This window comes from Streptomyces sp. PKU-EA00015 (genome assembly GCF_013387495.1).
In the GTDB taxonomy this organism is placed as follows: domain Bacteria; phylum Actinomycetota; class Actinomycetes; order Streptomycetales; family Streptomycetaceae; genus Streptomyces.
In genome coordinates this window covers 126,769-147,400 of sequence record NZ_JABZEE010000001.1, presented here as the reverse complement: position 1 = coordinate 147,400, position 20,632 = coordinate 126,769, and the positions used below count along the sequence as shown (strand labels likewise).

Genomic DNA, 20,632 nt, shown 5'->3' with positions numbered 1-20,632 from the left:
ATCGCCGTGACTACGTCCCGAACCCCCGCACCCTTACTTACAAGAGAGTTCCGTGTGCTCCTACTTCGTTCCGAAGCCGCCCGATGAGCCGATGACGGACGTTCGTCCGCAACACGCTGATATTCACCGCCACGCCGTGCACCGTGCCCAGTTGGTGTTCCTTGCCCTCAACGCGGTGCCCTTCGCCGTCGGTGTCGTGCTGTCCTGTGCCGCCGAGCTCGCCAAGGTTCCCGTGTACGGCCGGCTCACGCTGGGCCTCGGCTGGGGAATCCTGGAGCTCGGCGTCTTCGCCGGCAGCGTCTGGCGGTACGAGAACCGGGTGATGCGGGTGTGTGACCACCTCGAACGGCCCCTGACGTCCGGGGCCTCGGGTGCCTCTCCGCCCGACGAGTCCCGGGCGGTGACCCGGTGACCTGGTACCTCCTGAGTTCGAGCGGACACGACCCGATCGGTTCGGCGGCGAGAGGCCCGGTGCTGATCGCCTTCTTCCTCTTCATCGGTCTGGCCCTGCTGTGGGTCCTCACTCTGGCCACCCACGACGACCACCCGGAAGGGCTGTACATCGCCGACCGGTCCCTCTCACCGGTCTTCAACGGGTTCGCCATGGCCGGCGAACACATCTCCGTCCTCACCCTGTTCGCGACCACCGGGGCCATCGCTCTCTTCGGCTACGACGGATACGCCTCCGCCGTCGACAGCGTCATCGCACTCGGACTGCTGCTGCTCCTCGCGCAAAAGATCCGCAACAGTGGCCGCTACACACTCGGCGACCTCTTCTCCCTGCGGGCGTCCGGGTCGGCGCCGCGCATCGCCGCGGCTGTGGTGACCCTCGCCGTCACGCTTCCCATGCTCGTGCTCCAGCTGCGGGCCGGCGGCATCATCGCGGCCATGCTGATCGGCATGTCGACCGATGCGGCCCAGGTGCTGTGCACGGTGTTGATGGGCGGGCTCGTCGTCTGCTTCGCCGCGGTGGCGGATTTCAAGGGCACCAGCCGCATCCACGTGGTCAAGGTCGTCATCACCCTGGTGACGCTCGCGGTGCTCACGGTGCTGTCCCTGCGGAAGTTCTCGTGGGACGCGGGGAGCCTGCTCTCGGCCGCGGTGGACAAGAGCGTGGCGCCCGACGACTACCTGGGACCGGGGCTCTGGGCACACATATCGAGCCTCGTGCCCCTCAACATGATCAGCGATCACCTCGTCCAGATCCTCGGGACGGTCGCGATGCCGCACCTGATCCTGCGCATCGCCGCGTCCCGCAGCGGCCGCTCGGCACGGCGATCCATGAGCATCGCCGCGGGCCTGACCGGTGCCTACTTCCTCCTCCTGATCGCCACGGGCTTCGCGGCCGCGGCGGTGGTCGGTGGCTGGGGAATCGGCATGGTCGACGCCAACGGGCAGGGCTCCCCGATCCTGCTCGCCTCCGACGTCCTGCCGAACGGCTCCGCCACGCGCGCCGCGCTGATCACCGTCGTGGCCTGTGTCGCTTTCCTTGTCGTCCTCACGACCGTGACCAGCGTGGTGTTCGCAGCCGCCGTCTCCCTGGCCCACGATGTCTTCGCGCGCGCCGACGGCCCTCGCACCACCACCCGACAGGTGCCCGTCCTGCGTCTTGCCATCGTCGCCTTGGGCGTCATGGGTCTGACGCTGTCCGCGGCCGCGCACCGGTACTCGCTGGAGTTCCTCGCCATCTTCTCGATGAGCGTCGCGGCCTCATGCGTGGCCCCGGCGGTCGTCTACTCCTTCTTCTGGAAGGGATTCAACCGCACAGGACTGGTGTGGTCCGTCTACGGAGGGCTGCTGCTGTGCACCATCCTGACGATGTTCTCTCCCACCGTGTCCGGATCCGCGTACGCGCTCATGCCGGGGGCGGATTTCAACTGGTATCCGTTCCGGTCCCCGGGCCTGGTCTCCGTACCCGCGGCGTTCCTCCTCGGATGGCTCGGCAGCAGGAACCCGGGCCGGGGTCCGGTTCACGCCGGGAGACGGGTGGAGCAGGGCGTCATCTGAGGACGCCGTCCGCCTCGGTGGGCAGGGCCTGTTCCGCCCAGATCACCTTGCCCTCGCGGCTGTGCCGTGTGCCCCAGCGCTCGGCGAGCTGGGCGACCAGCAGCAGCCCGCGCCCGCCCTCGTCGAAGGTGCGGGCGTGGCGCAGGTGCGGGGAGGTGCTGTTCGTGTCGAAGACCTCGCAGGTGAGCGTGGACTGCAGGATCAGCCGGAGCTGGATCGGACCCTTGCCGTAGCGGATCGCGTTGGTGACCAGTTCGCTGACGATCAGTTCCGTGGCGAAGGACAGCTCCTCCAGCCCCCAGGCGGCGAGCGTCTCGGACGTGTGGCCGCGCGCGCCTGCGACGGCCGCCGGGTCCGAGGGCAGGTCCAGCGTGGTGACGTGGCCGGGGTCGAGGGCCCGGGTCCGCGCCACCAGCAGAGCGACGTCGTCGGAGCGGTCGACGGGCAGTACGGCGGCCAGCAGCCGGTCGCAGATATCCTCCGGCGCGTCCGGTCCATCGGTGAGGGCGTCGCACAGCGCGGCGCGCGCGGAGTCGACGTCACGGCCACGGCTCTGGATGAGGCCGTCGGTGTACAGGGCCAGCAGGCTGCCCTCCGCCAGCTCGAACTGCGCCGTTTCGAAGGGGAGTCCGCCCAGGCCCAGGGGCGGGCCGATCGGCATCTCGGGGAAGTCGACCGCCCAGGTGGCGTCGACGCCCCGGGCGGGAGGAGGAGTTGCCACGGCCGGGGCGACATGGCCGGCGCTGGCCAGCGTGCACAGGCGGGACACCGGATCGTAGACCGCGTACAGGCAGGTGGCGCTCAACTCGCCGTCGTCCCGCGCCTCCTCGTGCTGGAGACGGATCACCACGTCGTCCAGGTGCGTGAGGAGCTCGTCGGGCATCAGATCGATGTCCGCGAAGGACCGCACGGCCGTGCGCAGGCGGCCCATGGTGGCGGCGGCGTGCAGCCCGCGGCCGACGACGTCGCCGACGACGAGGGCGACGCGCGCTCCGGACAGCGGAATCACGTCGTACCAGTCACCGCCCACGCCGGTCCGCGCACCGCTCGGCAGATAGCGGGACGCCGTGTCGACGGCGGACTGCTGCACCGCGCGCTGCGGCAGCAGGCTCCGCTGGAGGGTGAGCGCGGTGGTGCGCTCCTGGCTGTACCGGCGGGCGTTGTCGATGGACACCGCCGCCAGTGCCGCGATCTCCTGGGCCAGCACAAAGTCGTCGTCGTCGAAGGGGGGTGCGGTGGCGCGGCGGAGGAAGTGGGCGAGGCCCAGGACGTTGCCGCGGGCCCGCAGGGGTAGCAGCAGCGCGGAGTGGTGGTCGGACGCGGCCGCCGTGGCGCGATGCAGGCGCGGCTGTCCCGAGGCCAGTGCGCGCGCTTGTTCCGATTCCGCCGGGTAGGTATGCGTCCGGCCGGTGACGACCGGCAGGTTCGCGTCGTCGTCCAGCGCCGAACGCTGGGCGATACGACGCAGCACCGGCGTGCGCGCGGCCGGCGCGGGCGGATGGGCGTCGCCGTCGTGGAGCAGGGAGTCGAGGAGGTCGACGGTGACGAGGTCGGCGAAGTCCTCGGTGCCGAACTCCGCCAGCTCCTCGGCGGTATGGGCGGTGTCGAGACTCGTCCCGATCCGCCGGCTCGCCTCGTTGGCCAGCAGCAGCCGTCGCTGCACCCGCCGGTCGCGCTCCTCCTGATAGGCCGCGACGACCTGCTCCGACCCGCGGTCGACGTACGCGAAGGCCGCGCCGACCAGTCGCGTGGCCGCGGCGTTCATCAGCTCCCAGTCATCGGTGAGCCGGGCGGCCTCGCCCTGGATCAGCTGGACCAGGACCCAGTGACCGAGGCGGTAGGAGCGCAGCAGCCCGCTGATCGGCACCCCGCGCCGGGCGGCCTGGCGGGCGATGCCCAGCGCCTCGGGCGGCGCCTCGACCTCCGTCACGTCGATGCGCCCTTCGAGCACGTCCAGGAACCTGGTGATGTGCCCGGCCGTCTCCTCCAGCGCGAGCTCGGTGATCTCTTCGTGCTCCCACAGCTCGGGCATGTCGACGCGCAGGCGTCGCAGCAGCAGGTCGGCCGACTCCTCCGCCCGGGGTCTGAGCTCCTCAGCCAGACGACGGAGGAACGCGTCGACATCGATGCCCATACCGGAAACGTACCTAAGCTCCCGAATCCGCGCCCCTCCAGCGTTGCCGGCAGGCCGGGGTGCCGTCTGCAGCGGCTCCGGCGACGAGGCGCCCGCATCAGCAGACGCGGGTTTCCCGTGCCGTCCGCCGGGACGCTCCCAAGGTCGCTGCTGCCGATCTTGCCGTTCGTGGGCAGGGTGTAGGCGCCGGTGCGGTTGCCCAGGCAGGTGGCCTGCTCGTCCACGCCGTGCCGCTCGGCCGGCGGCGCCTGGCGCAGGGGGCACAGGTCGAGGACGTACTCGTGCCTGTGCCCCTCCCGACGCGATGTCATGCCTTGTGTTAATGTCATGCGTTTGCGTGGTCGTCGCGGTGGGCGATTTTGCCTGTGCGGTTCCGCTTGTTCGTTGGCTGTTCAATCCTGCCGGGCCTTCCTCGGTACGTCCCCCTGCGGAAGGCTGTTCATGAAGCATCCCGACGACTCCGGCATCGCTCACGGCGGTCCCGCCCGGTCCGAGGCCACGACTGCGGCGCGCCCCCCGGCCGTCTCCTTCGCCGACTTGGAACTGCCGGTGGAGGTGCTGCGGACACTGAGCGGACTCGCGGTGCGCGAACCCTTTCCGATCCAGGCCGCCACTCTGCCCGATGCCCTGGAGGGGCGCGACGTCCTTGGGCGCGGGCGCACCGGATCGGGCAAGACGCTCGCCTTCGGCCTGCCGCTGCTGACCCGGACGGCCGGGCGGCGTGCCGAACCGAAGCAGCCCCTCGCTCTGATCCTTGTGCCCACCCGGGAGCTGGCCCAACAGGTCACCCAGGCGCTGGCGCCGTACGCCGAGTCATTGCGGCTGCGGATGGCCACGGTCGTCGGCGGCATGTCGATCGGCCGGCAGGTCGCCGCGCTGCGCCAGGGAGCCGAGGTGGTCGTCGCCACCCCCGGACGCCTGCACGACCTGATCGAGCGCAACGCCTGCCGCCTGGGACGGGTGAGGATCACCGTGCTGGACGAGGCCGACCAGATGTGCGACTTGGGATTTCTGCCGCAGGTTGCCGACGTGCTCGACCAGGTGCACCCCGACGGTCAGCGGATGCTGTTCTCGGCCACTTTGGATCGCGACGTCGATCAGCTGGTCCGCCGCTACCTCCATGACCCCGTCGTCCACTCGGTCGACCCTTCAGCGGGCACGGTCTCGACGATGGAGCACCACGTTCTGGTCGTCCACGGCCCTGACCGCTACGCCGTCACCACGGAGATCGCCGCCCGCGACGGCCGCGTACTGCTCTTCCTCGACACCAAGCACGCCGTCGACCAGCTCACCCGGCATCTGCGGGCCAGCGGGGTACACGCCGGGGCCCTGCACAGCGGCAAGTCGCAGCCACAGCGCACACGGACCCTGGCGCAGTTCAAGAGCGGCCAGGTCACCGTTCTGGTGGCGACCAATGTCGCGGCCCGTGGCCTGCACGTCGACGACCTCGACCTCGTGGTCAACGTCGACCCGCCCACCGACCCCAAGGACTACGTGCACCGGGCCGGCCGCACCGCACGCGCCGGTGAGTCCGGCAGAGTGGTCACGCTCGTGCTGGCGGGCCAGCGCCGCGAGACGAGCCGCATGATGGCCGGGGCCGGCATCGAGCCGACCGTCACCAAGGTGCGCTCGGGCGAGGCGGAACTGAGCCGGATCACCGGCGCCAGGGCTCCCTCGGGCACCCCGCTCGACGGCGGGCCCGCCGTCCCCCGGCCCAAGAACAGCAACGCTCCCTTCCGCGGCCTCGGCACCAGCAAGGACACCTCCCGCGGCGCCGGCGGCAAGTCCCGAAAGGCCGGCGAGGCCCGCAAGCTCGCCGAGGCCCGCAAGGCCGCCCTCGTACGTCGCAACGGCTGAGAGCCGTTGCCCTGGCAGGGAAAGTCCGGGCCAAGGGATCGACAACCCTCGGCCCGGCCCGAAGCCCGTCCTGTGCCTCTCCCTACGAAGCGAACGCCCTCGGCCGCGCGGAGCAGGGTGATGTTGCCGGGCGCCCCGCACTACGCCCGGCATGACAAGCTGTGCTGGCCCACCCCCGAACCCAGGAGGTCACCATGACCGCAGAGCCCGCAACTACGGAAGGTTCGGAGCCGGCTGCCCCCGAGGCATCCCCTCTGGCGCCGGACAGCGACGGCAACTACGACCTCAAGCGCAAGTTCCGCGAAGCCCTGGCGCGCAAGCGCGGTGCGCAGGCGGACGCGGCCGATGCTGCCGCCAACCCGGATGCGTCGAAGGTGCGTGCGGCGCACGGCCCGGCTGCGACCCAGCGGTCGTTCAGGCGCAAGAGCGGCGGCTGAGTCAATCAGTTCCGGGAGCTGGCCGCTGCAGCAGCACCCTGAGCGCTACCCACTCGCGCCCGCCGAGCAGTCGCCCCAACGTGCGCATACGCCTGTGCGCGTTGCGGGCGAGGCGTAGCCGGGGTTCTCGCCTGTGGCAGTGGCAGCCGCGGTCGGCGCGGGTCGGTGGCGCCGCCGCACTGGCATTCCGGCCAGGGCGTCCGGTCGACCACGTTGGACGATGGCCAGGGCGTAGCGGGATGCAGCCACATCCTGCAGATCTGCACCATCGGCGGCGTCGCCGCCTTCCCGACTCCCGGCGGCTGCAACGCCGCGGCGTCCACTTCTTTACCTGCGGCGCGCAGCGCGTCCCGGTCCCGCGGATCGTCGCCTTCGACAGACGCGCCGAGGACATGTCCCGGTTGGCCACCGGCATAACAGGCACCCCCTCGCCGTCTCCCGCACCATGCAGCAGCAAGTGCCCTGCAGCTACCGCTGCTTGTCCTCCCTGCAGACCGTCTGGTCATGGAGGAGCTGCTGAGGACGCCCGTCGTGGCGCGTCGCCCTCCATACCGGGCCGAACGCTCAGCCTCCGCGCTCTGGAGCCGACTGACGAAGCGCTGCGATCCAGCCCCGTGATGTGACGGCTCTCACGAGCACAGACCGCGTCTGTGGCGTAGGGTCCTTTCGACTTCATGGCGGACGCGTCGTCAGGTAAGTCAGCGACTGGTCAGCTTCGGCGCCTTTGACCATGGTCGGCACCCCGTTGGAAAACCGTGTCGAGGTAGAGTGAGAAACGCCCTTGACCTGCAAAAGCAGGCAGGGAGCCAACCCTTGTGGAGTACCAAATGCTGCGCACCATGTTCAAGTCCAAGATCCATCGCGCGACCGTCACCCAGGCCGACCTGCACTACGTCGGCTCCGTCACCGTCGACCGCGACCTCATGGACGCCGCCGATCTCCTGCCCGGCGAGCTCGTGCACATCGTCGACATCACCAACGGTGCCCGCCTGGAGACCTACGTCATCGAGGGCGAGCGCGGCAGCGGAGTCATCGGCATCAACGGGGCGGCCGCCCACCTCGTCCACCCCGGCGACCTCGTGATCCTCATCAGCTACGCCCAGGTCGACGACGCCGAGGCGCGCGCCCTCGTGCCCAGCGTCGTCCACGTCGACGCCGGTAACCGGATCGTGGCCCTCGGTGCCGACGCCTCCGCCCCCGTGCCGGGCACCGACACCGCGCGCAGCCCCCACGCCGTCGTCTGACCCCCTCGTTCCACCGCCGGCGGGGACCGCCCGTCGGCGGCCCGTCCGACGCATCGAGGAGAGAACCCCGCCGTGGGAGAGATCGAGATCCGCGACAACCGGTCCGCAGGGCTGCTGGAAGCGCACCTGGACGGGAAGGTGGCCGGCCGCATCGCGTACTTCGTGCTGGCCGGCGACACCGCCGCACTCGTCGCCGTGCACACCGTGGTCGAGCCGGGCCACGAGGGCCAGGGCATCGGGGGCGCCCTCGTGCGCGAGTTCTACGCGACGGCGGCGCGCGAGAACGTCCCCGTCGTACCGCTGTGCCCGTACGCCGCGAAGTGGGCGCTGAAGCACCCCGACGAGGCGCCGGCCGCGCCCGCCGATCTCGTCCGGGAGGCCGAGGAGCAGGTCAAGGCACACCCGGAGCTGTGACGACAAGGGCACGGTGAGCCCCCGGACCGGTGGTCCGACCGCCGGTCCCGGGGCATGCCGGGACCTTGTGCGGCAGCGGGCCCGGCCCCACGGGGGGACACTGTGAGACAGAAGTACTGATGTCGGCCCGGGGGGCATGCCTCAACTGCACAGGGCCTGCGCGTGACCGCGGCGACGCTGTGAGCCGTGATCCGATCCCTGCACGCGGGGGGTTCCCGGAGAAGTCATGGCCATTCACCGAATCGGACACGAGATCAGCGTCCTCGGCGACCACCTGCCGGTACCCGGCATCGGCTACCTCACGGTCAACGCGTTCGTGCTCCACGCGGCCGAACCCGTGGTCGTCGACACGGGACTCGGCCTGCCCGACCGCACCTTTCTCGACATGGTCGGCAGCGTCGTCGACCCCGAGGACGTGCGCTGGATCTGGCTCACGCACCCCGACCGTGACCATACGGGCGGCCTGTTCGCGCTGCTGGCCGCGGCGCCGCGGGCGCGCCTCGTGACCACGTACCTGGCGGTCGGCATCATGTCGACCGAGCGCCCCCTGCCCCTGGACCGGGTCTTCCTGCTCAACCCGGGGCAGTCCCTCGACGTCGGCGACCGGGTCCTGCACGCCTTCCGGCCACCGCTGTTCGACAACCCCGCCACGGTCGGCTTCTACGACGACAAGTCGGCCGCCTGCTTCAGCTCCGACTGCTTCGGCGCTCCCATCGCCAGCGCCGACCTCGCCGGTGGAGCCACCGCGGGCGACATCAAGGACGACGAGCTGCGGGCGGGGCAACTGCTGTGGGCCACCGTCGACAGTCCCTGGATCCACTGCGTCGACCCCGAGAAGTACGCGGCCAGTGTGCGGCCGCTGCGCGAGATGGAGCCCGAGGCGGTGCTGAGCACCCACCTGCCTCCCGCGCTCGGCCTCGCCCAGCAGATGATCGACAACATCTCCGCGGCGCCCGAAGCGGATGCGTTCGTCGGCCCCGACCAGCAGGCGCTGGAGCAACTGCTCGCCGGCTTCGAACCGGGAGGCGCCCCTCGATGAGCCCCGGTGCCGGCCTCCCCGTGCGAGGCGGTACCCCTACGATTCCGGCATGCTGGCACTGCTGCACACATCCCCGGTCCACGTCCCGGTCTTCGACGCCCTGCGCGACACCCACCACCCCGCCCTGCCGCTCCGCCACCTCGTCGACGAGGACCTGCTCGCGCGGGCCCGGCGCGACGGTCCGGACGCGGTCGCGGCCGCCGTCGCCGACGTGATCGCCGGCGCCGCCGCTCACGGCGCCCATGCCGTGCTGTGCACGTGCTCGACCATCGGCGGCGTGGCCGAGGCGGCCGCCGACCGGGCCGGCGTCCCCGTACTGAGGGTCGACAGGCCCATGTGCGCCGCCGCGGCACGCGAGGAGCGGGTCGTGATCGTGGCCACCGTCGCCAGCACGCTGGAACCTACCGCGGCCCTCGTCCGCGAGGAGGCCCGCGGCCGTGAGCCACGGCTGCGGACACTGGTCGTCGAGGACGCCTGGGAGCGTTTCGAGGCGGGGGACCGGGAGGGCTACTTCGACGCTGTCGCGGCCGCCGTCGACGGGGTGCGCGATGCGGACGTCGTCGTGCTGGCCCAGGCGTCGATGGCGGACGCGGCGGCCCGGACGCGGACGGCGCTGCCGGTGCTCTCCAGCCCGGAGCCCGGACTGCGGGCCGCGGCCGAGGCCGCGCTGTCCGCCGGCCCGGCACCGGCGCGCACGGCGTGCGACGGCACCGCCGCATCCGGCCCGCGGCCTTCGGTTTCCCCGCATCCGGTGGCCTGACGACCGTCCGACGGCATCCCCGCATCCGGTCCGTGGCCTTCGGTTTCCCCGCATCCGGTGGCCTGACGACCGTCCGACGGCATCCCCGCATCCGGTCCGTGGCCTTCGGTTTCCCCGCATCCGGTGGCCTGACGACTGGACCCGGCGAGGGTGGGAACGCGCACCGGTAGAGACTGGGAACGCACGACTTCGCACCCTGGAGGTCCGGCATGACCCACCCCCACCCCGATCCCGCACCTCCCGTCCCCACACCGGATCCCGGCGTGCCCCCCGACCCGGGGCCGCTGCCCGGGCCGGTGCCGACGCCGACGCCCCAGCCGGGCCCCACACCGGATCCGATCCCCACGCCGCCGGGACCCGCGCCGGAACCCGTACCGCCTCCCGAACCCCAGCCGGGCCCTGCCTGACCGGACCCGGCCCCGGACCGGCCGCCGGCGCGGCCGGTCCGGGGGCATGGAAGGCCGCCCGCCGGGAGGAGCGGCCTCAGTCCGACCGCACCTCGGAGCGGTCACCGCCCCACAACGTGTGGAACGAGCCCTCCCGGTCGGTCCGCCGGTAGGTGTGCGCGCCGAAGAAGTCGCGCTGGCCCTGCGTCAGCGCCGCGGGCAGCCGCTGCGCGCGCAGCGCGTCGTAGTAGGCCAGCGCCGCCGCGAACCCCGGCGTCGGCACGCCCTGACGCGCCGCCGTCGCGACCACCTCGCGCCAGTCGTCCTGCGCCGCCCCGATCTCCTCCGCGAACTGCTTGTCCGACAGCAGGCTCGGCAGGTCCGGCTGGGCGTCGTACGCCGCGCGGATACGGTCCAGGAACGCCGCGCGGATGATGCACCCGGCCCGCCAGATCGCCGCGACCGCCCCCGCGTCGACGTCCCAGCCGTACGCCTCGCTGCCGGCCCGCACCTGATGGAAGCCCTGCGTGTACGACACGATCTTGGACGCGTACAGCGCCTGCTCGACCCGGTCGGCGAACCGGGCCGCCTCGTCGGCGCCCAGCGGCTCCGGCACAGGGCCGGGCAGCGCCCGGGACGCCTCGCGCAGCCCGGCGTGGCCCGACAGCGAACGGGCGAACACCGCCTCCGCGATCCCCGACACCGGTACGCCCAGGTCGAGCGCGATCTGCACGGTCCAGCGGCCCGTGCCCTTCTGCTCCGCCTGATCGGTGACCACGTCCACGAACGGCTCGCCCGTCGCCGCGTCCGTGTGCGCCAGCACCTCGGCGGTGATCTCGATCAGGTACGAGTCCAGCCGCCCCGTGTTCCAGTCGCGGAACGTCCGGGCGATCTGCTGCGGTGAGTATCCGGCGACCGCGCGCAGCAGGTGGTACGCCTCGGCGATCAGCTGCATGTCGGCGTACTCGATGCCGTTGTGGACCATCTTGACGAAGTGGCCCGCGCCGTCGGGACCGACGTGGGTGACGCACGGCGTCCCGTCCGGGGCCTTCGCGGCGATCCTCTCCAGGAGCGGGCCCAGCGAGGCGTACGACTCGGCCGAACCGCCCGGCATGATGCTGGGCCCGTTCAGCGCGCCCTCCTCCCCGCCGGAGATGCCGACGCCCACGAAGTGGATGCCGCGCTCCCGCAGCTCCTTCTCGCGCCGGCGGGTGTCGGCGAAGTGGGCGTTGCCGCCGTCGATGATGACGTCGCCCTCCTCCAGCAGCGGCGCGAACTCCTCGATCACCGCGTCCGTGGCCTCGCCCGCCTTCACCATCACGACCAGCCGGCGGGGCCGCTCCAGCGCCGCGACGAACTCCTCGGCCGACTCGGCCGCGACGAACGTGCCCTCGTCACCGAACTCCCCGACCAGCGCGCGCGTCCGTACCGCGGTGCGGTTGTGCACGGCCACGGTGAGCCCGTTGCGCGCGAAATTGCGGGCGAGGTTGCGGCCCATCACCGCGAGTCCCGTGACACCGATCTGGGCTGTACCACTCATGCGTGTGCTCCTGGAGTCCGTCGGAAGATCCGTCCGTGCCGTCACTGCCCGCTGTTCCGGATACGCATACGTGCGGGCGGCCGCGGCCATTCACCGATCCTCGACGCTCGGGCGGCGTTGCGCACTCTGCCCGGCCCCCCTAGTGCCACACTCGGGCACCGTTCGGACTCCGTCACGTGCGAAGCGGGCGCCGACGGGGCCCGTCGCGCCCGCGCGCAGGCGGCCGACCAGCGACGACGGGCTCGGCGAAACGGGCAGGAACGGGCACACCCCGGCCGGCGAAGACGCTGGGCCGGCCGCCTCGGTTGCTTGGACAAACGACGCACGGGCCCGAACGGACGACGGGCCCGCCATGCAGCACCAAAGCAGTTCCGGCGGGCCGCGGCCGCAAGATCGTGGTGGAGCCGTGAACCGTGTCCTGGCCCCGGCGATGCGACTTCGGCCGGGGCCGGGGCACCTTTCCGGACACTCTCGGGCTGAAACCTTGTCACCCTCCGTATTCCGCCCCTACGTTGGCCGCCTGCGGCATGACCTGCATGCGTGACCTACATGTAGTGGGGGAGCACACCATGGCCGGAACCGGTCGGCACCGTCGATATCAGCCGAGTCGTATCAACCGCGCTTCGCTCACCGTCACCGCGGGCGGCGCGGGCATGGCGCTGCCCCTCATCGGCGCGGGATCGGCCCACGCGGCGTCCGTCGACGCCTGGGAGAAGGTCGCGGCCTGCGAGTCCACGAACAACTGGAAGGTCAACACCGGCAACGGCCACTACGGCGGGCTCCAGTTCAGCCGGGCCACATGGGAGGCGTACGGCGGCACGCGGTACGCCGCGCGTGCCGACCTCGCCACCAAGGACCAGCAGATCGCCGTCGCCGAGAAGGTCCTCGAAGGCCAGGGCCCGCGCGCGTGGCCCACCTGTTCGGAGCGTGCCGGGCTCGCCCGGGGTGGGGACGCACCGGGCATCGCGCCGGCGGGACCCGCCGAGCCGGAGCGGCTGCGCGGATCCGAACACGCCGCGTCGCCCACGACCGTGCCGACGCGGCGCGAGGGCTACACGGTCGCCCGCGGGGACTCGCTGTCCAGCATCGCCCAGCAGGAGCGGGTCAGGGGCGGCTGGCAGCGGCTGTACGCGCAGAACCGCGCCGTGGTCGGTGACGACCCCGATCTGATCTTCCCCGGCCAGCGGCTCGTCCTGCGGGCTCCGGCGGCACCGGCCGCGCCGGCTGCTCCGGCCGAGAAGCGCCCCGGCAGCAAGGAACGCGCCGCCGGCGGCGAGAGCACCGACGCCCCGCGGTCCGGCGGCCGGGAACGCACAGCACCCGAGCGGCGCGGCCCCTCGGCGAAGCCCGAGCAGCGCGGCGGCCCCGCGGCGAAGCCTGACCAGCGGTCCCAGAAGCGGTCCGCCGAACCGCGCAAGCCCCAGCGGCAGGCGCCGAAACCGCGGACCGAGCCCAAGCCGCGCACCCCGGCCGAGGCCGCGCCCGACCGGCACGCCGGCTTCAGCGCACCCGTGGCCGCCGGCCCGTCGACCGCGTACCGCAAGGCGGGCTCCTCCTGGTCGAGCGGGTACCACACGGGCGTGGACTTCCCCGTGCCCACCGGGACCTCCGTGAAGGCCGTCGCGCCGGGCACCGTGGTGTCGGCCGGCTGGGCCGGCGCGTACGGCTACGAGATCGTCATACGCCATCGCGACGGCAGGTACAGCCAGTACGCGCATCTGTCGGCGCTCACCGTGCGCGCCGGCCAGAAGGTGACGTCGGGTCAGCGGATCGCGCGCTCAGGATCCACCGGCAACAGCACGGGACCGCATCTGCACTTCGAGATCCGCACCGGACCCGGATACGGCTCCGACATCGACCCCCTCGCCTACCTCAGGGCCGGCGGCGTGTCGATCTGAGCCGGCGCGCTGGGCGGCGACGCGATCGCCCCGCAGCGGCACGTGCGTGTCCGGACGTCCACGGCGAGCGTGCCGTTGCGGGGGCTGCACACCGTTGCCCAGCCGCTCGATCGTCAGCAGGATCAGCCCGCCCGCGGCCACCGCACCGCAGCCGAGCGCCAGCACCGTGCCCGCGACGCCGTAGCGGAAGTCCTCGCCGAACAGCGTGATCCCCACCGCCGCGGCGACCACGGGGTTGACCACCGTGACCGTGGCGAGCGGTGCCGCGAGCCCGGCTCCGCGGTACGACGCCTGGGACAGCAGCAGCCCGCCGACCGCGAACACGGCCACGACGAGCAGGCTCGGCCACTGGGTCAGCGGCGCGGCCCAGTCCCAGTCGACGGCGACGGTCTTGGTGAACACGGAGGCGATGCCGAAGGCGACACCCGCCGCACCGGCCAGCAGCACGCTGCGGACGATCGGCCGGTGCACCCCCTGGGCGCCCAGGAAGAGCAGGGCCACGGCGCCGAGCGTCACCGCAGCGAGCACCGCGCGTTCCGCGCCGCTCAGGGACTGGGAGGCGGAGCCCCCGGTGAGCGCGAGGAGCCCCGCGAGCCCGACGGTCGCCATGATCGCGCCGCGCCATGCGGCAGCGCCGGCCCCGCGTCGTACGAACACCGCGGCCATCGGCAGCGCGAACACGATCGTGAGCGCGCCGAGCGGCTGCACGACACTGAGCGGCCCGTACGCCAGCGCCACGACGTGGAGCACTGCGCCCACGCCGTTGAGCACGACGGCCACCCACCAGCCGGCGTGGTTCAGCGGCGCGTAGGGGCGGGACGGCGTGGTGGTCGCCACGTGCTCCTGGAGGATCGCGCCGGCCGCGTAGGCGACCGCGGAGACCAGGGACAGGAGCACGGACAGCGCGAGGGAGCTCATGGTGACCACCCTGTCCCCCTTCTGCTTCCACGTCGTCGTTCTTGAGCAGGCACTTGTCCGTACTGCCGGGGTAGTACGGGAGGACGTCCCGGATCCCCCTTCCGGCGGGGGCGCGGGCGGGCCGGGGGGACCACCGGCCCGCCCGCCGCACGGGTTCATCCCCAGTATCCGTTTTGCACCCCTGCCCCGCGCGGCACGGCCGGTGACGGCCGCGTCTGCGGGACACCGGTGTCGTCCGCCACCGGACTCCGCGACATCCTTACGGTGATCCGGTGCGCCGTCACCGGATTTTCGGCGGGCCGGAACGGGTGGGAGAGCGGGGGAGCGGCATGGATCCGACGCTGTTGGCCGAGACGGCGTCCGTCGGCGGGTTCTTCGCGCTGCGCGCGGGCGAGCCGGAGCCCGGTCACCGTCCGCTCGCCGACGTGTACGCGGGCCGGAGTCCCCTGCTCACCGTGCGCGTCGACACGGTCGCCGCCGGGCTGCGCGCGCCCGAGCGCCGCGTCGCCGCCTCGGTCGCCCACCTCGGGCTCGCAGCCCGCCTGTGGTCGGTGGCCCTCGGTTGCGTGGCGCTCCACGGCCGCGTGCCCGACCTCGACCCGGCCCTGCTGCACTGGGATCCGGCCAGGAGCGCGCCCGACGATCTGGTGCTGCGGGAGGTCCGCTGGCTCACCGCGGACGCGGCCACCGTCCGCGAGACCGTGCAGCTGCGGCACCTCGTCCCCCTCGCCGAGGCAGTGCGGCGCGACACCCGTGTCTCATCGCGGCTGCTGTGGGGCAACGCGGGCTCCGCCCTCGCGGGAGCGGTACGGGAGCTGATGGCGTGGTCGCGGCGCACCGGGCGGCCCGAGGCGGCCGAGCGGGCGGCCTCGCTCGCGGGCGAGCTGTTCGCCGGCCCCGGACTGGCCGGGACGGTGCACGGTCCCGCGCTGCGGCGCCGTACCTGCTGCCTGTACTACCGCTGTCCGTCGGGCGGGCTGTGCGGCGACTGCGTGTTCGACCGGCCGCCGGGCCGTCGGCAGAGCCGAGGCCGGGCATGACGTGACGCTCGTCATTTGGCCGGCACCCCTTCACTCAGTAAAATCGCGCTTTTGAAACTCCGGCATTCGAGTGATCGAGGAACAACACAGGCCATGACCGTCACAGAGGACAGCCCGGTGGACGGACCGGGCATCGACCCCGAGCGTCTGGCCGTCTGCCTGAGCGTGCTCGAAGAGCTGGACAAGCTGGAGATCGACCACCCGGACGCCATCGCCGTGCGCCGCGCGACCGCCGGTGTCTACCGGACGGTCAAGCAGCGCCGCCGCCAGGAGCGCCGGGCCGCGAAGACCGCGCACGACAGGGCCGTCACCGAGGCCACCGCCACCGGCTCCGCCGAGCGCATCGACGACGAGACGCAGGGGCTGCTGCCGTCCTCGTCCGTCGTGGGCGAGATCGCGGGCATACTCCAGCGACCCCGTTCCTGCTACATCTGCAAGACCCGCTACATCGAGGTCGACGCCTTCTACCACCAGCTCTGCCAGAAGTGCGCGGCCGACAACCGGGCCCGCCGTGACGCCCGCGCCGACCTGACCGGCAAGCGGGCCCTGCTCACCGGTGGCCGGGCCAAGATCGGCATGTACATCGCGCTGCGGCTGCTGCGCGACGGCGCCCACACCACCATCACCACGCGTTTCCCCAACGACGCCATCCGCCGCTTCAAGGCCATGCCGGACAGTGACGAGTGGATCCACCGGCTCAAGATCGTCGGCATCGACCTGCGCGACCCCGCGCAGGTCGTGGCCCTGGCCGACTCCGTCGCCGGCGAGGGCCCGCTCGACATCCTGATCAACAACGCGGCCCAGACCGTGCGCCGCTCGCCCCAGGCGTACAGCGAGCTCGTCGCGGCCGAGGCGGCTCCGCTGCCGGCGGGCGAGCTGCCGCCCGCGCAGGTCATCGGCACGTTCGGCAGCGGCGCGGTGGATGCCGTCGCCGCCCTGCCCTCGTCCCGGGGCGAGGGCCTGAGCGCCCAGGACGTCACCGACCTCGCGCTGGTCAGCGGCTCCGCGTCCCGGGAGCGCATCGCGGCCGGCACCGCCATCGACGCCGGCGGCCTGGTCCCGGACCTGCACGACACGAACAGCTGGATCCAGACGGTCTCCGAGGTCGACCCGGTCGAGCTGCTCGAGGTGCAGCTCTGCAACTCCACCGCCCCGTTCATCCTGATCAGCAGGCTCCGCCCGGTGATGGCGGCCGCCGCGGGCCGGCGCAAGTACGTGGTGAACGTCTCCGCCATGGAGGGCGTCTTCAGCCGCGGCTACAAGGGTGCGGGCCACCCGCACACCAACATGGCCAAGGCCGCGCTCAACATGCTCACCCGCACCAGCGCGCAGGAGATGTTCGAGAGCGACGGCATCCTGATGACCGCCGTGGACACCGGCTGGATCACCGACGAGCGCCCCCACCCGGACAAGATGCGTCTGGCGGAGGAGGGCTTCCACGCCCCGCTCGATCTCGTCGACGGAGCCGCCCGCGTGTACGACCCGATCGTCCGCGGCGAGAGCGGCGAGGACCTGTTCGGCTGCTTCCTCAAGGACTACGCTCCCGCAAACTGGTAACAATCGGGCAACTCGCCCATAGCTCCACCCCCTTCGGCCGGTGCACCAGCAGGTGCACCGGCCGTTGTCCATCTGAAGGGGGTTGTTGGCGTGAATTGAGCCGCATTATTGGCCCCATCGAGCGGGGGTCCGCTCATTTGGTTACCCTGGGGTGAACGGACGGCCTCCAAGGGATCCACAAGTCCCCTTCGGCCGTCCTGGGACAGGCTTGCAACCAGGCCGCGGTCCCGCCCGAGTTGACGGCGCCACCGCGACCCAACTGCCCTGTCCCACATACGCGACACAGAGGAGTGCGCGGTGACACCAGACGCGAAGCATGAGAAGCGGCCGTCGGAGAACGGCACCGAACCGCCCGGCAAGACCGAGGAGCTCCGCAACCTCGAGGTCTGGGCCCGTTCCGCCCCCATCCGGCTCGCCGGATACGAGGAAGACCTGGCCGAGCCGCACATCCTTCCCGGCATCGACTGATCGGCGCTTCGCCCCGTGCCCCCTGCCTTCCCGGCAGGGGGCACGCGTGTGTTCACCGTGACTGCCCGCCCAGGCGACCGGGCGCGGCACACCCGCTGTTTCAGCGCAGCCTCCTCGTTTCAGCGCAGCCTCGTCGGCCCCAGGAAGTCCCGTATCGCGGTGCGGTGCCACCAGGCCCCCGTCCGCCGCCACTCCTGCCAGGTCGTGAACCGGTAGTGGTACAGCCGCGCGCGCACCTGCACCGGCGGGGCGTCCGGGAAGGGGTTGTGCGCGAGCAGCCGCAGCGTGTCCCGGTCACCGTCCAGCAGGCGCTCCACGAACGGCAGGAACCAGGAGCGGGCGTAGGCGGGGGAGAGCGCGGCGAACCACATCATCCAGTCGAGCCGCAGGTGATACGGCGCGAACTGGCGCGGCAGCCTGCGGACATCGCCCGGTTTGCCCTTGAAGCCGTACTCGCGCCACACCGTGCCCTCGTGGGCCACGCGCTCGTCCGTGCCCTCCACCACGATCTCGTAGCGGACCCGGCCCACCGTCCCGAACGCCCCGTACGAATTGACCAGATGGAGGGAGTCGTAGGACCGGTTCATGGCCTGGCGCCGCGAGAGCAGGTTGCGCACGGGCCGGTAGCTCAGGGCCAACAGCCCCGCGGCCACGGTCAGCACCAGGACCGCGTACCACAGCGGGGCGTCCGGCAGTTCGGGGCCGTCCGCGATCAGCGAGCCGTCGACGGCGGGCAGGGCCAGCACGATCGTCAGCCAGTTCAGCCAGGCGAAGTTGCCCGAGAGCACCAGCCACATCTGGGTCGCCACGATCAGGCCCGCGGCGACGCTCGCCACCGGTTGGGGAGTGAACAGCAGGACGGGCACCACCAGCTGCACCACATGGTTGGCGGCCGCCTCCACGCGGTGCGCGGGCTTCGGCAGATGGTGGAAGAACCAGCTCAGCGGGCCGGGCATCGGCTGGGTCTCATGGTGGTAGTACAGGCACGTCAGCTCGCGCCAGCACAGGTCGCCGCGGAGTTTGATGAGCCCGGCGCCGAACTCGACCCGGAACAGCACCCAGCGCAGCAGCCAGAGCACGACCACCGGGGGTGCGGTGCGCTCATTGCCGAGCCAGACCGCGAGGAACCCGGTCTCGAGCAGCAGGGACTCCCAGCCGAAGCCGTACCAGGTCTGGCCGACGTTGACGATGGACAGATACAGCGCCCACAGAACCGCCCAGCACGCCATCGCGGCGCCGAGCGGGATGTCGTCGGCCGCGCCGGCGACCAGCGCGGCCGACAGCAGGACGCCGGTCCAGGCGACGAGGGCGAAGAAGCGGTCCGAGTAGTGCAGCCGGAACAGCGTCGGCGCCTCGCGGACGGGCACCCGGCGCAGGAACGCCGGCACCGGCAGCATGCCCCGCTCGCCGATCAGCGCGCGGAACTGCAGCGCCGCCGAGAGGAAGGCGACCAGGTACACGGCGGCGAGAGCCCGCTGGAAAACCAGCCGGCTCAGCCAGTAGGCATCGTCGCCGAACCACTCCATCCCTCCCAGTATCGGACAGCCGCCCCGGTGATCAGCCGGCCGGGCGCCCGGCCGCGGCGGCGATGCCGCGCAGCGTGCGCCCGAGCCGCCGGGCGTAGAGCCGCTGGGCCACGGGCACCAGCGGCCCGGCGAGCCGGGTGTACCAGGCGGCGGGACGGCTGAACGCGAGGACCGTGAACCACACCGAGCCGTCGTCGTGCAGATCGACCGTGAACGCCTCCTCGCCGCACTCCGGGTGACCAGTCAGCGTTCCGTACGCGAAACCCGTCCGGTCCTTCTCGTACACCGCCCAGATGACCTCGCACGGCGCGGTCAGCCGCAGCGGCCCGGCGCCCAGCGCGATCTGGACGCCCACTCCCGCCTCGGCCCGGTCGGCGGTGGCACGCACCCGGGCTCCGGAACCGCGGTGCATGCCCCATCCGGTCACAGCGGCCCCGGCCGCCTCGAAGGCCGCGCGACCGCGGCCGATGCGGGCCGTGTGGTGCAGGTGGTGGTAGCCGTCCGGCAGCGGGCCGTGCCGGGTGGCGCCGGTCTCGGGGTAGGTGAGCGAGCCTCGGGCGTCCGGGCGGTTCATGCGGCAGTCTCCTTCAGTCGTCTCCAGGCGAGCACCGAGCAGAGCCCGAAGCCCAGAGCGTTGCCGAGGCCGTGGGTGGCGGCCATCCAGGTCAGGTTCGGGTGGGGGAGGTCCGCCGCTTCGCCGACGGCCCAGGTCAGTGCGAGCAGCATCGTCGCCACCAGCACGGTCGCCGAGACACCGAGCAGCGCCCGCGTGCCGCGGTCCCGTTCGCCCCCGCGGACGTCGCGCCAGGTCAGCAGTGCCACGGCCCACATGCCGGCGGTCAGTACCAGTGCCCCGGCCAGTTCGGCCCAATCGCCGGTGAAGTAACCGCCGAGGACGAGCAGGGTGCCGGCCGGCACGCTCAGGGCCGAGAACCGGGCGAGCCCGGTTGCGTCGGTTGCTTGGCACACCAGGCCCGCCACCAGCGCCGCCGCGAAGCCCGCGAAGTGGAAGTGGGGCACGGTGAGCGCCAGGATCCGCAGGGAGAAACCGAAGAGCTCGTGACCCGCCCGCTCGGCGACCAGCGCGACGCCCGCGACCGAGGGCGCCACCAGCGCGGTGAGCACGGCGAACTCCGCCGGGGCGAGCGACCGCGTGCGCAGCAGCCGCCTCGGGGCCTGGGCGGCCAGCACCAGCGTGCCCACGGCGTAGACGCCGGCGAGCGCGACGGCGGCCGCGCCGCGGGGCAGCCACAGGGCGACCGCTCCCGCCGACGCGAACAGCGGCCATGTCCGCCGAACGGACGCGAGCCGGACCGGGTCGATCAGACGCAGCCCCGCGGGCACCACGAAGAGCATTCCCAGCATCACGATCAGGTTGACCAGTGCGGACATCAGGCACCCACCCCA

General features: G+C 72.2%; 18 protein-coding genes. 12 read left to right on the top strand and 6 right to left on the bottom strand.

Annotated elements, in window-relative coordinates; all coding sequences use genetic code 11:
* Positions 1-151: 151 nt before the first annotated feature.
* Both HW130_RS00660 and HW130_RS00655 read left to right on the top strand, forming a co-directional pair.
* Positions 152-412, top strand: coding sequence for a hypothetical protein (locus HW130_RS00660; RefSeq protein WP_177147339.1), 261 nt, complete (start codon positions 152-154; stop codon positions 410-412).
* Positions 409-2,007, top strand: a complete 1,599-nt coding sequence (locus tag HW130_RS00655; RefSeq protein WP_177147338.1) for a transporter — start codon at positions 409-411, stop codon at positions 2,005-2,007. The genes HW130_RS00660 and HW130_RS00655 overlap by 4 nt, the downstream gene beginning before the upstream one ends.
* Here the strand turns inward: HW130_RS00655 and HW130_RS00650 are convergent.
* Positions 2,000-4,141, bottom strand: a complete 2,142-nt coding sequence (locus HW130_RS00650; RefSeq protein WP_177147337.1) for a SpoIIE family protein phosphatase — start codon at positions 4,139-4,141, stop codon at positions 2,000-2,002. The two genes, HW130_RS00655 and HW130_RS00650, sit on opposite strands and share 8 nt — an antisense overlap.
* A gap of 441 nt (positions 4,142-4,582) precedes the next feature.
* Between HW130_RS00650 and HW130_RS00645 the strand changes: the two genes are divergently transcribed.
* From HW130_RS00645 to HW130_RS00620, 6 genes are all read left to right on the top strand, one after another.
* Positions 4,583-5,998: a DEAD/DEAH box helicase gene (locus HW130_RS00645; RefSeq protein ID WP_177147336.1), complete on the top strand. Its 1,416-nt coding sequence runs from the start codon at positions 4,583-4,585 to the stop codon at positions 5,996-5,998.
* A gap of 194 nt (positions 5,999-6,192) precedes the next feature.
* The gene (locus HW130_RS00640; RefSeq protein ID WP_177147335.1) at positions 6,193-6,435 is read left to right on the top strand and encodes a DUF5302 domain-containing protein; all 243 of its coding nucleotides are present in this window, start codon (positions 6,193-6,195) and stop codon (positions 6,433-6,435) included.
* 827 nt (positions 6,436-7,262) lie between these two features.
* Positions 7,263-7,679, top strand: a complete 417-nt coding sequence (panD, locus tag HW130_RS00635) for an aspartate 1-decarboxylase (protein WP_177147334.1) — start codon at positions 7,263-7,265, stop codon at positions 7,677-7,679.
* 72 nt (positions 7,680-7,751) lie between these two features.
* Positions 7,752-8,093: a GNAT family N-acetyltransferase gene (locus HW130_RS00630; RefSeq protein ID WP_177147333.1), complete on the top strand. Its 342-nt coding sequence runs from the start codon at positions 7,752-7,754 to the stop codon at positions 8,091-8,093.
* A gap of 226 nt (positions 8,094-8,319) precedes the next feature.
* A complete protein-coding gene (locus tag HW130_RS00625) occupies positions 8,320-9,132 on the top strand; it encodes an MBL fold metallo-hydrolase (protein WP_177147332.1) in 813 nt (270 codons plus the stop codon).
* Positions 9,133-9,181: 49 nt separating this feature from the next.
* Entirely contained in the window at positions 9,182-9,892 is a 711-nt protein-coding gene (locus tag HW130_RS00620; protein WP_256355720.1) for an aspartate/glutamate racemase family protein, read from the top strand.
* A gap of 483 nt (positions 9,893-10,375) precedes the next feature.
* On the opposite strand, the gene gndA is transcribed toward HW130_RS00620, so the two are convergent.
* Complete coding sequence (gene gndA / locus HW130_RS00615) at positions 10,376-11,818, bottom strand: NADP-dependent phosphogluconate dehydrogenase (protein ID WP_177147331.1); 1,443 nt, start codon at positions 11,816-11,818, stop codon at positions 10,376-10,378.
* A gap of 569 nt (positions 11,819-12,387) precedes the next feature.
* On the opposite strand from gndA, the gene HW130_RS00610 reads away from it, so the two are divergent.
* The gene (locus HW130_RS00610; RefSeq protein ID WP_177147330.1) at positions 12,388-13,716 is read left to right on the top strand and encodes a transglycosylase family protein; all 1,329 of its coding nucleotides are present in this window, start codon (positions 12,388-12,390) and stop codon (positions 13,714-13,716) included.
* On the opposite strand, the gene HW130_RS00605 is transcribed toward HW130_RS00610, so the two are convergent.
* Positions 13,597-14,634 (bottom strand): DMT family transporter, encoded by a 1,038-nt coding sequence (locus HW130_RS00605; protein WP_177147329.1) that lies wholly within the window; start codon positions 14,632-14,634, stop codon positions 13,597-13,599. The two genes, HW130_RS00610 and HW130_RS00605, sit on opposite strands and share 120 nt — an antisense overlap.
* A gap of 329 nt (positions 14,635-14,963) precedes the next feature.
* Between HW130_RS00605 and HW130_RS00600 the strand changes: the two genes are divergently transcribed.
* The 3 genes from HW130_RS00600 (at position 14,964) to HW130_RS00590 (ending at position 17,699) form a co-directional block, all read left to right on the top strand.
* Positions 14,964-15,674, top strand: coding sequence for a (2Fe-2S)-binding protein (locus HW130_RS00600; RefSeq protein WP_177147328.1), 711 nt, complete (start codon positions 14,964-14,966; stop codon positions 15,672-15,674).
* Positions 15,675-15,767: 93 nt separating this feature from the next.
* A complete protein-coding gene (locus HW130_RS00595) occupies positions 15,768-17,231 on the top strand; it encodes an SDR family NAD(P)-dependent oxidoreductase (RefSeq protein WP_177147327.1) in 1,464 nt (487 codons plus the stop codon).
* A gap of 297 nt (positions 17,232-17,528) precedes the next feature.
* Complete coding sequence (locus HW130_RS00590) at positions 17,529-17,699, top strand: hypothetical protein (RefSeq protein WP_177147326.1); 171 nt, start codon at positions 17,529-17,531, stop codon at positions 17,697-17,699.
* 119 nt (positions 17,700-17,818) lie between these two features.
* Here HW130_RS00590 and HW130_RS00585 read toward each other — a convergent pair whose 3' ends face one another.
* From HW130_RS00585 to HW130_RS00575, 3 genes are read right to left on the bottom strand one after another with little or no spacing between them, the layout of a single operon-like run.
* Positions 17,819-19,225, bottom strand: a complete 1,407-nt coding sequence (locus HW130_RS00585) for a lipase maturation factor family protein (protein WP_177147325.1) — start codon at positions 19,223-19,225, stop codon at positions 17,819-17,821.
* A gap of 31 nt (positions 19,226-19,256) precedes the next feature.
* Entirely contained in the window at positions 19,257-19,799 is a 543-nt protein-coding gene (locus HW130_RS00580; protein ID WP_177147324.1) for a DUF1990 family protein, read from the bottom strand.
* The gene (locus tag HW130_RS00575) at positions 19,796-20,617 is read right to left on the bottom strand and encodes a YndJ family protein (RefSeq protein ID WP_177147323.1); all 822 of its coding nucleotides are present in this window, start codon (positions 20,615-20,617) and stop codon (positions 19,796-19,798) included. The genes HW130_RS00580 and HW130_RS00575 overlap by 4 nt, the downstream gene beginning before the upstream one ends.
* Positions 20,618-20,632 lie beyond the last annotated feature (15 nt).

Coding starts and splice junctions, on each gene's coding strand:
- HW130_RS00650 (WP_177147337.1), bottom strand. CDS start 4,141: ATGGGCATCGATGTCGACGCGTTCCTCCGTCGTCTGGCTGAGGAGCTC.
- HW130_RS00645 (WP_177147336.1), top strand. CDS start 4,583: ATGAAGCATCCCGACGACTCCGGCATCGCTCACGGCGGTCCCGCCCGG.
- HW130_RS00640 (WP_177147335.1), top strand. CDS start 6,193: ATGACCGCAGAGCCCGCAACTACGGAAGGTTCGGAGCCGGCTGCCCCC.
- panD (WP_177147334.1), top strand. CDS start 7,263: ATGCTGCGCACCATGTTCAAGTCCAAGATCCATCGCGCGACCGTCACC.
- HW130_RS00625 (WP_177147332.1), top strand. CDS start 8,320: ATGGCCATTCACCGAATCGGACACGAGATCAGCGTCCTCGGCGACCAC.
- HW130_RS00620 (WP_256355720.1), top strand. CDS start 9,182: ATGCTGGCACTGCTGCACACATCCCCGGTCCACGTCCCGGTCTTCGAC.
- gndA (WP_177147331.1), bottom strand. CDS start 11,818: ATGAGTGGTACAGCCCAGATCGGTGTCACGGGACTCGCGGTGATGGGC.
- HW130_RS00610 (WP_177147330.1), top strand. CDS start 12,388: ATGGCCGGAACCGGTCGGCACCGTCGATATCAGCCGAGTCGTATCAAC.
- HW130_RS00605 (WP_177147329.1), bottom strand. CDS start 14,634: ATGAGCTCCCTCGCGCTGTCCGTGCTCCTGTCCCTGGTCTCCGCGGTC.
- HW130_RS00600 (WP_177147328.1), top strand. CDS start 14,964: ATGGATCCGACGCTGTTGGCCGAGACGGCGTCCGTCGGCGGGTTCTTC.
- HW130_RS00595 (WP_177147327.1), top strand. CDS start 15,768: ATGACCGTCACAGAGGACAGCCCGGTGGACGGACCGGGCATCGACCCC.
- HW130_RS00585 (WP_177147325.1), bottom strand. CDS start 19,225: ATGGAGTGGTTCGGCGACGATGCCTACTGGCTGAGCCGGCTGGTTTTC.
- HW130_RS00580 (WP_177147324.1), bottom strand. CDS start 19,799: ATGAACCGCCCGGACGCCCGAGGCTCGCTCACCTACCCCGAGACCGGC.
- HW130_RS00575 (WP_177147323.1), bottom strand. CDS start 20,617: ATGTCCGCACTGGTCAACCTGATCGTGATGCTGGGAATGCTCTTCGTG.